Origin of the sequence: Roseateles depolymerans, from assembly GCF_003387155.1 — a bacterium.
Taxonomy (GTDB): domain Bacteria; phylum Pseudomonadota; class Gammaproteobacteria; order Burkholderiales; family Burkholderiaceae_C; genus Roseateles; species Roseateles depolymerans.
Genome location: NZ_QUMT01000005.1, coordinates 72870 through 87912, shown reverse-complemented (window position 1 = coordinate 87912; position 15043 = coordinate 72870). Strand labels below are relative to the sequence as shown.

At 66.4% G+C, this 15043-nt stretch carries 15 protein-coding genes; 10 read left to right on the top strand and 5 right to left on the bottom strand.

The window, feature by feature from the left end:
• Window positions 1-13: 13 nt before the first annotated feature.
• The 7 genes from DES44_RS21040 to ntrC all read left to right on the top strand — a co-directional run bounded on the left by DES44_RS21040 (window position 14) and on the right by ntrC (window position 8369).
• A complete protein-coding gene (locus DES44_RS21040) occupies window positions 14-1102 on the top strand; it encodes a sterol desaturase family protein (protein WP_083525406.1) in 1089 nt (362 codons plus the stop codon).
• Entirely contained in the window at window positions 1102-2169 is a 1068-nt protein-coding gene (locus DES44_RS21035; protein ID WP_116001836.1) for an EI24 domain-containing protein, read from the top strand. The genes DES44_RS21040 and DES44_RS21035 overlap by 1 nt, the downstream gene beginning before the upstream one ends.
• Window positions 2170-2251: 82 nt before the next feature.
• Window positions 2252-3061, top strand: a complete 810-nt coding sequence (locus DES44_RS21030; RefSeq protein ID WP_058934227.1) for a competence/damage-inducible protein A — start codon at window positions 2252-2254, stop codon at window positions 3059-3061.
• Window positions 3062-3447: 386 nt separating this feature from the next.
• Window positions 3448-4866 carry a type I glutamate--ammonia ligase gene (gene glnA, locus DES44_RS21025; protein WP_058934228.1) on the top strand — a complete coding sequence of 473 codons (1419 nt, stop codon included), beginning with the start codon at window positions 3448-3450 and terminating at the stop codon, window positions 4864-4866.
• A 334-nt stretch (window positions 4867-5200) separates the two neighbouring features.
• Window positions 5201-5662, top strand: a complete 462-nt coding sequence (locus DES44_RS21020; protein ID WP_198164982.1) for a hypothetical protein — start codon at window positions 5201-5203, stop codon at window positions 5660-5662.
• 81 nt (window positions 5663-5743) lie between these two features.
• A complete protein-coding gene (glnL, locus tag DES44_RS21015; RefSeq protein WP_058934230.1) occupies window positions 5744-6844 on the top strand; it encodes a nitrogen regulation protein NR(II) in 1101 nt (366 codons plus the stop codon).
• A gap of 43 nt (window positions 6845-6887) precedes the next feature.
• Window positions 6888-8369 (top strand): nitrogen regulation protein NR(I), encoded by a 1482-nt coding sequence (ntrC, locus tag DES44_RS21010; RefSeq protein WP_058934231.1) that lies wholly within the window; start codon window positions 6888-6890, stop codon window positions 8367-8369.
• A 157-nt stretch (window positions 8370-8526) separates the two neighbouring features.
• On the opposite strand, the gene DES44_RS21005 is transcribed toward ntrC, so the two are convergent.
• Window positions 8527-9558 (bottom strand): MBL fold metallo-hydrolase, encoded by a 1032-nt coding sequence (locus DES44_RS21005; RefSeq protein WP_083525407.1) that lies wholly within the window; start codon window positions 9556-9558, stop codon window positions 8527-8529.
• Between the two features lie 228 nt (window positions 9559-9786).
• Between DES44_RS21005 and DES44_RS21000 the strand changes: the two genes are divergently transcribed.
• The 3 genes from DES44_RS21000 to DES44_RS20990 all read left to right on the top strand — a co-directional run bounded on the left by DES44_RS21000 (window position 9787) and on the right by DES44_RS20990 (window position 12142).
• Window positions 9787-10290 (top strand): putative adhesin, encoded by a 504-nt coding sequence (locus tag DES44_RS21000; protein ID WP_058934232.1) that lies wholly within the window; start codon window positions 9787-9789, stop codon window positions 10288-10290.
• Window positions 10291-10410: 120 nt separating this feature from the next.
• Complete coding sequence (locus tag DES44_RS20995) at window positions 10411-11202, top strand: bestrophin-like domain (protein WP_058934233.1); 792 nt, start codon at window positions 10411-10413, stop codon at window positions 11200-11202.
• A gap of 298 nt (window positions 11203-11500) precedes the next feature.
• Window positions 11501-12142 carry a response regulator gene (locus DES44_RS20990; RefSeq protein ID WP_083525408.1) on the top strand — a complete coding sequence of 214 codons (642 nt, stop codon included), beginning with the start codon at window positions 11501-11503 and terminating at the stop codon, window positions 12140-12142.
• Here DES44_RS20990 and DES44_RS20985 read toward each other — a convergent pair.
• From DES44_RS20985 to DES44_RS20970, 4 genes are all read right to left on the bottom strand, one after another.
• Entirely contained in the window at window positions 12102-12974 is an 873-nt protein-coding gene (locus tag DES44_RS20985) for a hypothetical protein (RefSeq protein WP_058934234.1), read from the bottom strand. The genes DES44_RS20990 and DES44_RS20985 overlap by 41 nt on opposite strands.
• Window positions 12975-12992: 18 nt before the next feature.
• Window positions 12993-13556 carry a hypothetical protein gene (locus DES44_RS20980; RefSeq protein WP_058934235.1) on the bottom strand — a complete coding sequence of 188 codons (564 nt, stop codon included), beginning with the start codon at window positions 13554-13556 and terminating at the stop codon, window positions 12993-12995.
• Window positions 13557-13746: 190 nt separating this feature from the next.
• Window positions 13747-14367: a DUF2589 domain-containing protein gene (locus DES44_RS20975; protein ID WP_058934236.1), complete on the bottom strand. Its 621-nt coding sequence runs from the start codon at window positions 14365-14367 to the stop codon at window positions 13747-13749.
• A 127-nt stretch (window positions 14368-14494) separates the two neighbouring features.
• A complete protein-coding gene (locus DES44_RS20970) occupies window positions 14495-15019 on the bottom strand; it encodes a DUF2589 domain-containing protein (RefSeq protein WP_058934237.1) in 525 nt (174 codons plus the stop codon).
• Window positions 15020-15043 lie beyond the last annotated feature (24 nt).

The window sequence follows — 15043 nt, the reverse complement described above, 5'->3', positions numbered from 1 at the left end:
GGCCGCTCTCGTGATGGACTGGTTCACCGATCTTTTTGGACAGGCCCAGCAGGCCCTCTTCGAGGCCGTGGTGCAGCCCGTGGTCTTCGGCCTTGGCTTTGGCAACCTGCTGGAAGACGCCTTTGATGCCACCGGCTGGCTGCTGGTGGGCTTGCTGCAGATCGCCGTGATGCTGGTGGTGATCGGCAGCCTGCAGCGCTGGCGGCCGGCGGAGCCGGTGACCGACCGGCGCGCCATCCGGGTGGATGTGATCTACACCCTGATCCAGCGCCTGGGCCTGTTCCGGCTGGTGATGTTCTTCACCCTGGAACCGGCGGCCGATGCCGTTACCGGGCAGCTCCGCCTGTGGGGCATTCCCACCTTCCAGCTGGATGCCGTCTGGCCCGGCGTGACGGACATTGCCTGGGTCAGCTTCATCCTCTACCTGATCGCGTTCGACCTGCTGAACTACTGGCTGCACCGGGCGCAGCACCAGTGGCATTGGTGGTGGTCACTGCATTCGCTGCATCACAGCCAGCGGCAGATGACGATGTGGTCGGACAGCCGCAACCATCTGCTGGACGATCTGATCATCGACGCCGCCGTCGTGCTGGTGGCGCGGCTGATCGGCGTCGGCCCCGGCCAGTTCGTGGCGCTGGTGGCCCTGTCGCAATTGCTGGAGAACCTGCAACATGCGAACCTTCGGCTGAGCTTTGGCCGCATCGGCGAGCGGCTGCTGGTGAGCCCGCGCTTTCATCGCCTGCATCATTCCATCGGCATCGGCCATGAAGGCTTCGGCGCGGGCACGCTGGGCGGCCACAACTTCGCCGTGCTGTTCCCGATCTGGGACGTGCTGTTTCGCACCGCCAATTTCGAGGACCGCTGGGACCCGACGGGCGTTCGCGACCAGTTGCCGGAATCGGGCGGGCGGGACTACGGCCAAGGCTTCTGGGCGCAGCAGTGGCTGGGGCTTCGGCGCCTCTTTGGCCGGCGCGCTGGTCACACAACCCACACCGTTCCCACACCCACCACGGACACGGCCCGCACAGCGGGGCCCACAATCACGGCACCCGGCCTGCGCGCCGCTGACACTCAGCCACAGTCCACAGGAGGGGACGACTGATGATCAAACCGATGGGCCGGGTGGCCGACTCCTTCTGGCGTGCAGCCATGTACTGCCTGCATCCGCAGGTGATTGGCCTGTCGCTGCTGCCGGTGCTGCTGCTGGGTTTGCTGACCGGCGTGCTGGGCTACTTCTTCTGGGAAGGCGCAGTGGCCGCGGTGCGCTCGACGATGGAGTCCTGGAGCCTCATCGACGCGATGCTCAAGTGGCTGGACAGCATGGGCGGGCAGGGCCTGCGTGCCTTGCTGGCGCCGATCATCGTGCTGGGGGTGAGCCTGCCGGTGCTGGCGGCGCTGAGCATGCTGCTGGTGGCGATGATGATGATGCCCTCGCTGGTGAACCTGGTGGGGCGTCGTCGCTTCCCGGGTCTGGAGCGCAAGCGGGGCGGCGGTTTCGTGTCCAGCCTGATGTGGTCGCTGGGCCATACGGTGCTGTGCCTGGTGCTGCTGCTGGTGTCGCTGCCGTTCTGGCTGATCCCGCCGCTGTTTGCGGTGCTGCCGCCGCTGATCTTCGGCTGGCTGGGCTACCGCGTGTTCACCTTCGATGCACTGGCCGATCACGCCTCGGCGCCGGAGCGTCGCCGCCTGCTGCGGGAGCATCGGCTCCCCCTGCTGCTGCTGGGCGTGTGCACCGGTTATCTCGGCGCGGCCCCTGCGGCGCTGTTTTCGCTGGGCCTGTTTGCCATCGCCCTGAGCCCGGTGCTGCTGCCGCTGGCGGTGTGGCTGTTCACCCTGGTCTTCGCCTTCAGCTCCCTGTGGTTCATCCACTATGCGCTGGCGGCGCTGCAGGAAATGCGGCGTGAGGACACCGTGGCACCCGGCACCCCGCTCGACGATGTGATGGACGCGCTGCCGGCCAACTACGCCACGCCGCCGCCGCGGGTGGAAGACTTTCCGCCGGATGCGCCCGTGCCGCCTGCTTCGCCGGGTATGCCTGCCGCGCTGGATGCCGGCGCCCCCCGTCGGCTGCCGCCGTCTTCAGGGTCCGCTGTGCCGGGCGCCCAGGGTGGTTCGGGTGGTTCGGGGGGGCCGGGCGTCCCTGGCGTTCCGGGCCTGCCGGGCGCCTGAGGCGCAGCGGCAAATCCCCGCGCCGGCATGACCGTCCTGGCGACGGCATCATGCGGTCGCTTTGCAACCTTCAGGACTTCGCATGAACATCGGCCTCATCATCATCGGCGACGAGATCCTCTCCGGAAAGCGGCAGGACAAGCACCTGGCCAAGGTGATCGAGCTGCTGGGCGCGCGAGGCCTGTCCCTGTCCTGGGCCAAGTACCTGGGCGATGACCGGGACCAGTTGACCCGCGAGCTGCGCAGCGCCTTTGCCAGCGGCGACCTGGTGTTCAGCTGCGGCGGCATCGGCGCCACGCCGGACGACCACACCCGGCAGGCCGCCGCCGCCGCGCTGGACCGTCCGCTGGCCCTGCATCCGCAGGCCGCCGAGTTCATCTGGCAACGCGTCCAGCAGATGGCCGCCGAGCAGGGCACGACGCCGGACCGGGACCACCCCGACACCCAGCGCAGGATGGAAATGGGCGTGTTCCCCGAGGGCGCCCGCATCATTCCCAACCCTTACAACAAGATTCCCGGCTTCTCGGTCGGCAGCGTCTACTTCGTCCCCGGCTTTCCGGTGATGGCCCATCCGATGATCGAATGGGTGCTGGATGAGCAGTACGCGGCCCTGCATCGCCAGGTCAGCACGCGGGAGCGATCGATGATCGTGCAGGGCGCGATGGAAGCGTCGCTCACGCCGCTGATGGAGCGGGTGGAAGCCGACTTCCCCGGCATCAAGGTGTTTTCGCTGCCCAGCGTCGACCATCCGCAATGGGGTCGCCATATCGAGCTGGGCGTGAAGCCGGCCGGGGCGGAGGTGTCCAGCGACCGTTTCGAGTCCGCCTACGCGGCCCTGCGTGAGGGGGTCGTCCAATTTGGTGCTGTCATCAGCACTGAAATGGTGCGATGATGCACCGCGCTGGACATGGCTGCCCACGGGTCGCCGCCCAGCGCCTCACTGTCGTGATTCCCTGCCGCTGAACCTGCGGCCCCATTCCGGCATGCACCGAGGTGGCGCCTGCCGCCCGCGGCGCTGTGCCAGCGCTGTGCCATCGGTGGGCCCGTCATGCGCAACCGCTGTGCATGGCGTGTGCAGGGAATGTGCGAACGTGGCGCATGGCGGTGCCTTTGTTGGCATGCAACCTGCTAAATAGTTGGCGCTCGAGATTGGCTGCTCGATTCCGGTGCCGGTGTTTTGGCAGGTCGTGGTCAAGTTCTAGCCGGGTCGCGTCCCACCAGTCGCCGGCCTGTCCGCCGAATCTTTCTTCTTATCCCCAGTCCCCCTAGGAGTGATTGATGGCCACCAAGACCGTCGCCGACGTGATGAACATGGTGAAGGAGCATGAAGTCAAGTTCATTGACTTCCGCTTCACTGACACCCGCGGCAAAGAACAGCACGTGTCCGTGCCCGTGTCCGCCTTCGACGAAGACAAGTTCGCGTCGGGTCATGCCTTTGACGGTTCCTCGATCGCCGGCTGGAAGGGCATCGAAGCCTCGGACATGCTGCTGATGCCGGACCCCAACACGGCCAACATCGATCCGTTCTTCGAAGAACCCACCCTGATCCTGACCTGCGACGTCATCGACCCGACCGATGGCAAGGCCTATGAGCGCGACCCGCGTTCGCTGGCCCGTCGTGCCGAGGCCTACCTGAAGTCCTCCGGCCTGGGCGACACCGCCTACTTCGGTCCGGAACCCGAGTTCTTCATCTTCGACAGCGTCCGCTGGAACGTGGACATGTCCGGCTGCTTCGTGAAGATCGAATCCGAAGAAGCTGCCTGGAACACCGGCAAGGAATACGAGCACGGCAACAGCGGCTACCGTCCCACCGTCAAGGGCGGCTACTTCCCCGTGCCCCCGGTCGACAGCGGCCAGGACATGCGCTCGGAGATGTGCCTGATCCTGGAACAGATGGGCATTCCGGTCGAAGTGCATCACCACGAAGTGGCCAACGCCGGCCAGATGGAAATCGGCACCAAGTTCAGCTCGCTGGTCCAGCGCGCCGACTGGCTGCAGCTGCAAAAGTACATCATCCAGAACGTGGCCCATGCCTACGGCAAGACCGCCACCTTCATGCCCAAGCCGATCGTTGGCGACAACGGCTCCGGCATGCACGTGCACCAGTCGGTCTGGAAGGACGGCAAGAACCTGTTCGCTGGTGACGGCTACGCCGGCCTGAGCGACTTCGCGCTGTACTACATCGGCGGCATCATCAAGCACGCCCGTGCCCTGAACGCCATCACCAACCCCGGCACCAACAGCTACAAGCGTCTGGTCCCTGGCTTCGAAGCCCCGGTGAAGCTGGCCTATTCGGCCAAGAACCGCTCGGCCTCGATCCGCATTCCGTATGTGGCCAACCCCAAGGGCCGCCGCATCGAGGCGCGTTTCCCCGATCCTTCCGCCAACCCCTACCTGGCCTTCGCAGCCCTGCTGATGGCCGGCCTGGACGGCGTGGAAAACAAGATCCATCCGGGCGAAGCCGCAACGAAGGACCTGTACCATCTGCCCCCGGAAGAAGACGCGAAGATCCCGACCGTCTGCCACAGCCTGGACCAGGCCCTGGAATACCTGGACAAGGACCGTGCGTTCCTGACCAAGGGCGGTGTGTTCACCGACGCGTACATCGACGCCTACATCGACCTGAAGATGCAGGAAGTGCAGCGCTTCCGCATGACCACGCATCCGGTCGAGTTCGACATGTACTACTCGCTCTGATCGAGCGCCATGTGTCCCTCGGGACTCTGCCAGCCCGCAACCCGGGCAGCCGCCCGGACCGGGCAGCGCCCTCCGGGGCAGCCTCTCCAGGCGGCGGCAGAGCAGCGAGGCACCACACACAAGGGATGGCCCGCGCGGCCATCCCTTTTTTTCTGGGGCCGGCCGTGGAGAGTTCCCGGACCGTACACCTCGCAACAGCGCATTGCAAAGCTTCCATCCCGTAAAACCCCAGCTTGCGTCACAATGAGTATCGACTTCGGTCAATTGGATGCGAGCAATGCGAATCAAGCGGGTTGGGTCAATACAGAGGGGCGCGAGCCTGGCCGGGGTGGCCATGGTCATCGGGCTGGCCGGTTCGGCGTCGGCGCAGGCGGTGGTCTACCGCTGCCCGGGACCGCCGGTGCTCTACACCGATGCGCTCTCGGCCAAGGAAGCCCAGGAGAAGGGCTGCCGCAGCATCGACGGCACGCCCATCACGGTCTTCTCGCCCATCAAGCCCAAGGCCGGCACCGCCGCGCCGGCGGCCTCCGGAGCGCCCAATGAGCGGGTGGACCCCAAGGACCAGAGATCCCGCGACAACGAACGTCGCCGGGTGCTGGAGCAGGAGCTGCGTGAAGCCGAAGAGCGGCTGGCCAAGCTCCAGAAGGAATTCAACAACGGCGAGCCGGAACGCCAGGGCAACGAGCGCAACTACCAGAAGTACCTGGACCGCGTGGCGGAGCTCAAGGCCAGCGTGGCTCGCCAGGAAAGCGACATTCAGGCCATCAAGCGCGAGCTCTCCAAGATTCCCAACTGACCTGACGCGGCCGGCCCGGCCCCTCGGGCTGGCGCGGGACCTTCGGAGCGGGCGCATCGATGGTGATGCACGGTGACTCCGATGACTCCCAAGACTCCGCCGCCCACCGCGGCGCATCCCTTCCAGGCCTTTGACCTGCTGGCCACGCTGGTGGCGGTGGTGCGGCCGGACGGGACCTGCGAATTTGCCAACACCGCCGTCGAGACGCTGTTCAACCTGCCCCGCCGGGCGGTGCAGGGCAGCAATCTGCTCGACTGGTTCCCCGACACCAGCCGTCTGCTGGAAGCGCTGGAAGGCGTGTCCCGCAACGACTTCTCCAGCAGCCGCTTTGATGCGCAGATCCGTCGCGGGCCGCGGGCCCATGACGATGTGCTGCCGGTGCATGTGATCGTCAGCCAGACGGACGATCCGCAGCGCCTGGTGATCGAGCTGATCGAGAACGAGCAGCAAAGCCGCCAGGATCGGGAGGAGCGCAACCTCGACCAGGTCCGCTCCACCAAGGAGCTCACCCGCAACCTGGCCCACGAGATCAAGAATCCATTGGGCGGCATCCGCGGGGCGGCCCAGCTGCTGGCGCTGGAGTTGCAGCCCACCGAGCTCTGGCCGGAGCTGGAGGAATACACCGAGGTCATCATCCACGAGGCCGACCGGCTGCAGTCCCTGGTGGACCGCCTGCTCGCGCCGCACCGCCGTGCGCAGGTGGTGGGCGATGTGAACATCCACGAGATCTGCGAGCGGGTGCGCACGCTGGTCCAGGCCCAATATCCGCGCGGCCTGCGGCTGCAGCGCGACTACGACATCTCGCTGCCTGATTTCCGGGGCGACCGGGAGCAGCTCATCCAGGCGGTGCTCAACATCGTCCAGAACGCGGCGCAGGCATTGCACGAGCGTATTGCCGCCGGCGACGCCGTCATTCATTTGCGCACCCGCGTTGCCCGTCAGGTGACGATTGGCAAGCAGCGCTGGCGCTTGGCATTGGAATTGCATATTGAAGACAACGGCCCGGGCGTGCCCGAGGAGATCAAGGACCGCATCTTTTTCCCGCTGGTGTCGGGCAGGGATGGGGGCTCTGGTCTCGGGTTGACGCTGGCACAGACGATTGCCCAACAGCACCAGGGGATGATCGACTGTGACAGCCAGCCGGGCCGGACCGATTTCCGAATCACCCTGCCTTTACCCTGACGCATTGCCACAAGCGCGCGCATAAGGTGAAGGGGAGCCTTAGATGAAGTCGATCTGGATTGTTGACGACGACCATTCCATTCGTTTTGTGCTTGAGAAGGCGCTGACGCGCGAAGGACTGCCGGTGCGCAGCTTCAGTCAGGCGCGGGAGGTGCTCGCGGCGCTGGAGGAAGATTCACCGCAGGTGCTGGTGTCGGACATCCGCATGCCGGGCGGATCGGGGCTGGAGCTGCTCAGCACCATCAAGAAACAGCTGCCGGGTCTGCCGGTGATCATCATGACGGCGTATTCCGACCTGGACAGTGCCGTCTCGGCCTTCCAGGGCGGGGCCTTCGAATACCTGCCCAAGCCCTTTGACCTGCCGCGGGCGGTGGAGCTGATCCGCCGTGCGCAGGAGGAAAGCCAGCGCGAATCGGTGGCGGAGGAAACGCAGGTCCAGATGCCGGAAATGCTGGGCCAGGCCCCGGCGATGCAGGATGTGTTCCGTGCCATCGGGCGGCTGAGCCAGAGTCATGTCACGGTGCTGATCACTGGCGAGTCCGGCTCGGGCAAGGAGTTGGTGGCGCGTGCGCTGCACAAGCACAGCCCGCGGGCGGAGGGGCCCTTCGTGGCCATCAACACCGCGGCCATTCCGAAGGACCTGCTGGAGTCGGAACTCTTCGGTCATGAGCGCGGCGCCTTCACCGGCGCGCAGGCCACGCGGCGCGGCCGCTTCGAGCAGGCCGAGGGCGGCACGCTTTTCCTCGATGAAATCGGCGACATGCCGCTGGACCTGCAGACGCGCCTGCTGCGTGTGCTGTCGGACGGACAGTTCTATCGCGTCGGCGGCCACAGCCCGCAGCGGGCCAATGTGCGGGTGGTGGCGGCCACCCATCAGAACCTGGAGACGCTGGTCAAGGAAGGGCGCTTCCGCGAAGACCTGTTCCATCGGCTCAATGTCATCCGGCTGCGTCTGCCGCCGCTGCGCGAGCGTCGTGAAGACGTGCCGCTGCTGGCGCGTTATTTCCTGCAGCGCAGTGCGGCCGAGCTGGGCGTGGAGCCCAAGCGTCTGTCCGAGGCGGCGCTGCAGCGCCTGGTGAATTTCGATTTCCCCGGCAACGTGCGGCAACTGGAAAACATCTGCCACTGGCTGAGCGTCATGGCGCCCAGCCTGGTGGTGGAGGCCAAGGACCTGCCGCAGGAACTGCTGGCCCCTGCCGGCGGCGTGGGCAGCGCACTGTCCGAGACGGTGCCGGTGAGCAGCGGCCTGACCAGCAGCCAACCCCTGCCGGTGGCACTGCCCGGCGCCATGCCGGTGAACCCCTCGCCGGACGCGTGGGTGGCCGAGATGGCCCGTGAAGCGCGCCGCCTGCTGGCCGCGGGAGAGCCGGACGTGTGGGATGTGCTGACCCGTCGATTCGAGGCCAGTCTCATCCTGACGGCGCTGGACCTGACACGCGGCCGCCGCATTGAAGCCGCGCAGAAGCTCGGCATCGGGCGCAACACGATCACGCGCAAGATCCAGGAACTCAACCTGGATGCGTGATCGGGCGCCTTGACGCGGATGGGTGGAGCGGCGTGGACGCTTGATGCCGATCCGGATCCGGATCCGGGTGCGGGTGCGGGTGCTGGCTGCTGATGTGGCTTGGTGATGCCTGAGAGCTCTGAGGCTCTCGGGCCCTTCGGCTCTCCGGCTCTCCGGCTCAGCCCCCGTTGCTTCGTGCTCCGTCCTCGGTCCGCGGACGCTGCTTGTCCAGCCACACGCCCAGCCCCTGGGCGTTCAATTCCACATCCATCGACAGCAGCTGAGCCACCTGCTCCGGCGACATCGCGTCGCCCAGATGCGCCGCCACGCCGCGCTGGTAGAGCGCCAGCAGCTCCCGCTTGAGCGCCAGGTGACGTTCCGGCGCGTCCTGCAGAGCCCGTGCGATGCGGGCCATCTCCTGGATCTGCTCGATCAGCAGGCCAGCCAGTCGCCGCACATCGGCTGCATCGCGCCCGACGGCGCTGTAGTGGGTGAGGAACATGCGCCGGGGCTGTGTCTGCATCAGGCGCTGCAGGGACGCGAGCAAGGCCTCGGGTTCGAACTGCACCGGCGTGCTGGTGGGCAGGATCCAGGCCCGCCCTTGGGCGTCATCGAATTCGCGATAGGACAGGCCGAAGGTATCGCCGGTGAACCAGCCGCCGCTGGTCTCATCCCACACGCAGTGGTGATGGCGGGCATGGCCCGGGGTGTCGATCAGGCGAAGCTCGCGCTGGCCCAGCCTCACGCGTTGCTCGTCGGTGCTGGCGACGGTGCGTGACTCCGGCACCCCAACCAGGGTGCCATAGGAGCGCTGCATCTCCTCCTCGCCGTACACCGCCAGCGCGCCGGCCCACAGCGCGGACGGATCCACCATGTGTCGCAAGCCGCGGGGATGAACCAGCAGGCGCGCCGATGGCAGTTGCTGCATCAGCGGTCCGACGCCTCCGGCATGGTCCAGATGCACGTGGGTGGGGATGACCCAGTCCACGGCCTGGGTGGAGAGCCCCACGGCCTGCAGGGTGTCCAGCAGTCGCGGCACTGCGTGGCGGGTGCCCGTGTCGATGAACGCGGCGCGGCCATCGTCCACGACCAGATAGGCGGCATCGAAGTGATCGCGCTGGAAGGCGGTGTCGATGGCGTAGATGCCGTGGCCGAGGGCCTGGGTGAAATGCGGAAGGGGCGGAAGGGACGGCAGCGGCTGGCGGGACATGGCGGTCTCCTTGGAAGGCCTCGGCATTTTCCACCGCGGGAACCGGCTGTTGAGCCATGGGCGCCAACAAGTGCACTTCCTATGCTGACCCTACTGCTTCACGACGCGGCTCAGCTGCCGCGGGGGGGCGGTCAGCACCCGGGTGCGATCAAGCCTGCGGGTCGCGGTCGGGTCGGCCCTGGATGCCGGCTCTTTTCATCCCATTGCACATGAAAGTAGAGGTGACTCATGACGCTCCAAGCAACCAAGAACGACATCATCCTTCTGGGCCACGGTGGCTACAAAGGCGGATATGACAACATCACGCTGCCCGCGGGTCTGGACCTGTACATCCTGGGGCCTGTGGGGGCAGTGCTGCTGGTCTCGGCGGCGAAGCTGCTGATCGACGCCAAGGAAATCAAGACGCTGACGCTGACGACGGGTAGCAAGACCAGCACGCTGATGCCGGACAACGGCTTCCCCCACAAATATGAGGGCGGCAAGCCCGCGCCCAACTTGCGTCTGTATTCGCTGGGCGCCTCGAATGACCCGATCCGCACCGGGCTGCTCACGGGCAATGTACTGACCCCCGTACTGGTGGATCAGGAGACCACGCTGGCGGACCTGGTGAAGCTGCCGGCACTGGCCAGCAAAGCGGCTGAAGCAGCCAAGGCCGGCAAGTCGGTGCGGGTTTTTTGGGCCGCGTGTGCCACTCAGGGCGGCGATGACTCCGTGATCTCGGCAACCGCCTGATCCGTCCCTGGTGCCGATCTCCGGGATCGGTCCAGTCGTCCCTGGGCGGTGGCCCGCAGCAGTCGCCCGGGGGCCGATGCACTGCCAGCGGCGGGCCACAGGGAATGAGGAGGGAGGCGTATGCCGTTATCGATCTATCAATTGCCGGTCTGGCAATTCTGCGGCTTGATGCTGGCGGGATGGATGGTGCCGGCGCAAGTCTGCTATGAGGCGGTGCACCGTCTCTGGAAACCGCTCTTCAGCGACAGCGAACGCGGAGTGGCCATGACGCTTCTGGCGCTGGTGGCCACGCTCAATTCCCTGCTGCTGGCCTTTTGCGCGGTATCGGTGTGGGACGGCTTTCGCTCCGCCGACACGGCCGTCAACAATGAAGCGATCAGCCTGGCGCAGCTCGGGCGGGACCTGGCCGTCTACGGCACCCCGGAAGCGCTGGAGGCCCGCGAGCGCACCCGTGAATACGTGCAGTCGATCATCGACATCGAATGGCCGCAGATGCAGGAGGATCCCACCCGTTACGACAACGGCGTGCGCATTGACCGGATCTTTCGAGCCCTTCAGCGGATCGAGCCGCACAGCGCGCGGCAGGAGGTGCTGCTCGCGGAGATCTGGAAACGCTCCAATGAAATGCTCCGGTTTCGCCGCGAACGCATCAGCTCCGGGGAGGCCTGCGTTCCGGTGACCTTCTGGTTTGTGATCGTGGTGGGCGGCGTGCTGTCCCTGGTGCCGCTGCTGGTGCTGCCCGCCAATGCCTTCAATCGGCTGGCCATGGCCTTCGTGGCATTGTCCACCGGCATGGTGTTCTTCTTCATCGCGTACATGGACCGTCCCTATGTGGACGATCAGAGCGTCTCCCGGCAGCCCTTCCTCTACACGCTGGCCGGCATGCAAGTCTGGGATCAGGGCGCCCAATAGCCTTATCGCTCAATCGACAATGGCCTTGGCGAGTCGCCCGCGATTCACAAGGCTCATTCAAAGGCCCTCGTTTCTTTGGAAGCGAGGGCCTTTCCCATTGGTGCCGCCCGAATGAGTGCATGCCCTTTCCTGACCTTGGCAGCATCACCTGTTTCCATTCAATGACCATGCGGCAGGCATTGCAAAGCGCGCCTTGGTCAGCGCCGGTCCTACGACATTGGCGGTATTGGTCTCTGTAATGAATTGAATCACTATTGCCGGACCAATAACGCTCCATGAAGAGCAATCAGGGGGAAACATGCATACACGAGTCATGGTGATGGCCCGGCATCAGCTGGTGCGCGAAGGCCTGGTGGCACTGCTGAGCCGGCAGGGCGACTTTGCATTGATGGGCAGCTTTGGCGATGGGCGGGAAGGGGCCGCGAAGGCCGTCGAGCTCAGGCCCGAGTTGGTCATGATGGAGCTGCAACTGGAGGGCCTCCACGGCGTGGATGTCATCCGGCGGATCGCGGCAGGCTCGCCGCATACGCGCGTGCTGTGCCTGGCGGCGGATGAGCCGCATGAGCTGATGCGGACCGCGCTGGACGCGGGCGCACGCGGCTTCCTGGCCAAGGATGCGAGCCCCGAGGAAATGCTGCGGGCGCTGTCCGCCGTGCGTCATCGGCAGCTCTATCTGAGTCCCTCACTGGCGGAAGCGGCGGTGATGGCCACGACGCCGGAAACGCATCGCTCCTACGCCTTCTGCAAGCTCACGCCCAAGGAGCGCGAGGTGGTGCAGTTGCTGGCGGAAGGGCTGTCGACGAAGGAGGCCGCCGCCCGTCTCAACCTCAGCGTCAAGACGGTGGCGACCCATCGCGAGCATGCCACGGGCAAGCTGGGCATTCGCGGCGTGGCCGCGCTCACCCGGTTTGCGATCCGGGAAGGTCTGGCGCATCCCTGAGGCTGCCTGGCACCGGCACCGGCGCCGGCGGTACTGGCGCTGTTGCGAGGACCGGGACCGGCGCCGCCACGCTCTTGTCGGGCGGGTTGCGCTGGCCATCGAACATGAAGCGGACGGCATCGACCAGGCGCTGCAGGACCAGATGGACCAGTTGCACCGAGAAGCCGCCCAGCAGGGCCAGGACCGGCCGGGCGATCGACTCGCCGTTCTTCGCCTCCAGCGGCACCAGCACCGCCAGCATCAGGCCGGCGACCAGCCCGAGGCCGATGCGAATCCAGTAGGACGCGTCGTAGACGGGGTCATAGGTCGCTTCGGAGACGTAAGCCTGCGCCTTGAACAGGGCCTGGAAGGTACTGCCCATGCCGGCGGCCGCGAGCAGAAAGGCCATCACCACCAATTGTGTGATGCCGTCCAGCCGATAGATGCTGCCGGCGAGCGTGGTGTCGTTCACGTCCGGAGACATGGACAGCCCGACGAAGCAGAGCACGCAGATCAGGGCCGCAGCCGTCAGCCGGCGCAGGTTGGTCAGGGGCCCCATCATGGCGCTGAGGCCGGTCTTCTGCAGCCCTGCCTGCAGCAGCCGCAGCGTGCCCGGCCGTGCCGGTGCCACCAGTTGGGCCAGGTCGGCATGCAGTTGCGCCAACAGGGCCAGGGACTGCCCGGACGCCTCGGCGTCTTGAGCGGCCCGCTGTTCCTCCACGGCCTGCGCCAGACTGGCGGGCAGCGCGCGTCCTGCGGAGAGCGCATGGCGCAGCATGACGGCGACTTCCACTTCCAGTTGCCGCTTCAGGGCCGCCACCCAGGCGGCCCCGGCAGGAGAGGGCGTTTCCATGACAGGGCTCCAGGGTGATCAGCGCGATGAGGCGGGGGACAGGTCCACTTCCAGCACCGCTTTCCGCTTGGGGTCTTGAATCTGCGCGTGGAAGCCCGACTGGCCATCGGGTGCGAGGACCAGGAGGTGATCCCAGAAGCGGTCACAGGCGGGGGCCATGCCGGAGGCGCCGTTCTTGAGCGGGCCGATCAGGTAGCTGATCTGCTTGGCCTGCGACTGGAGCGGCTTCAGACCCATCGCGCAGCGGCGTCGCTCCAGGCGCACCTTGCCCTCCTGATTGCCATTGAGTGTGAGCGTCACCGGCGTCGTGGTTTCAGCGTCTCCTTCTCGGATGCCGCTCCAGGTCCCCTGAGGGAATTGCGGAGCAGCATCGGCCGACGCGGACGCGGATGCAGGGGCCGAAGATGCGCTGGCGGATGCGGACGCGCCGCTGTCGGCCGCCGCTGCAGGCGGCGCCTGCCAGACCAGCACCAGCGCTGCGAGCGCCGCGGCCGCTCCCTGCGCAAGGCTGAGACGCAGGCCTTGGCCGGGAGGCTGCGACGCAGTCCGGTAGGAGGCGGGAATCGAGAGCAGTCGTTGCATGGTGAATTCCTGAAAAGTGCTGAATGGGGGGATGCCGCTGGCGCGACATCGACGAGGGCTGGGACCGGGGTAGGGGAGGAGTTACGGGAAGCGTCAGAGGCCCGGACAGAGGCCCACACAGTGGGACTGACACAGGCCCAGACAGCGGCGTTGAGTGGCGGCGGCACGCAGGGCCGCCGCCTTCTCTCACTCAGGCCACCGGTGCCGGCGCATCCACCTTCTTCGGGGCGATCGAGCTTTGCAGGATGTCAAGCACCCGCGACAGCCCTTCCGGCACGCCTGCGTCCTCCGCATGCACCTGCACGGTGTACTTGGCGGAGTTGTCGGAGGAGCGTGTCTGTTCCGACTTGCTGGAGATCGTGCCGCTGACGCTCACGCTGGCCTTGAAGGGGCCGAAGCCGCCGCTGGCGGATGCGGACAGCGTGCCCGACCGGCCGTTTTCCTCCTTGGCGGTGAAGGAGGACTTGACCTCCATGTTGAAGGTGACGTCCACGGTGGTGATGCTCAGTGCGGGAGTCTTGACCAAGGCCAGAAGCGGAACGCTGATTTCCACTTCCTCTTCGTAGAACGCCCCACCGGGGACCGAGGCATCCGGGCCCGTGGTGGGCCGCTTGAACTTGAAGTCGGCATAGCGGGTCTCGCCGCGGGTGCCGTCGTCGTTCTGCTTGAAGCCGATGGTCTCGATGAAATTCGCCGTGGCCTGCGCCAGGCGGATCTGCGCGTCGCAGGCGGCCGTAAGGGGCGCACCGATCAGTTCCCCCATGGGCAGTCCCTTGTACTGCTCCGCGATGTTGACAAGCTCTGAAGCCATGAATCACTCCTTGTTTCGGCATAGGGGCGGCTCCGCCCGATTGCGGGGCCGCCATCGGCGCTGCCGGACGCCGACTCGGGACGACCGTGGGTCCGGTGCCCTGGGGCGACCTGAACCCGGGCCGCACTCATTCCGGATCCTGGGTCTGGAAGACGCCCTGGACCTGGATCAACTGATGCACCATGCGGGCCACGCCTTCGCTGGGCTCCACGCCCTCCACGCGCATGACCACATGGGCGCTGCTGCGCGTGCCCACCAGCGGGCCGCGGGTGTGGACCTGCACGGACTTTTGAGGTCCGCCGGCCGCGGCGGTGGCGTCCCAGGACCTGCCGGTGGGGGTGGGTGTGCCGTTGGGCAGTCCGTCGTCGGCGATGGAGCCCAGGTCCACGTCGAAGCTCATCTCGACTTCCTTGATCCGCAGCGCGTTCATCGCCACCAGGGGCAGCAGTGCTGCGCGGTAGAGGTCCTCGCTGCCGGGCACTGCGTCCGGGCGGACGGAGGGCAGGCGCAGCAGCACGCTGCGCGGCCGGTTGTCCTCGTCGAAGTAGTTGCCGATGTTGGAGATCTGGTGCTGCTCGATGCGGTCCTGGGCCTCGATGACCGCTCCTGCGAGCGCCTCGATCAGGTCCTTCAATTCCACTCTGGAGCTCATGATGGAAGTCCTTGCTGAAGGGGG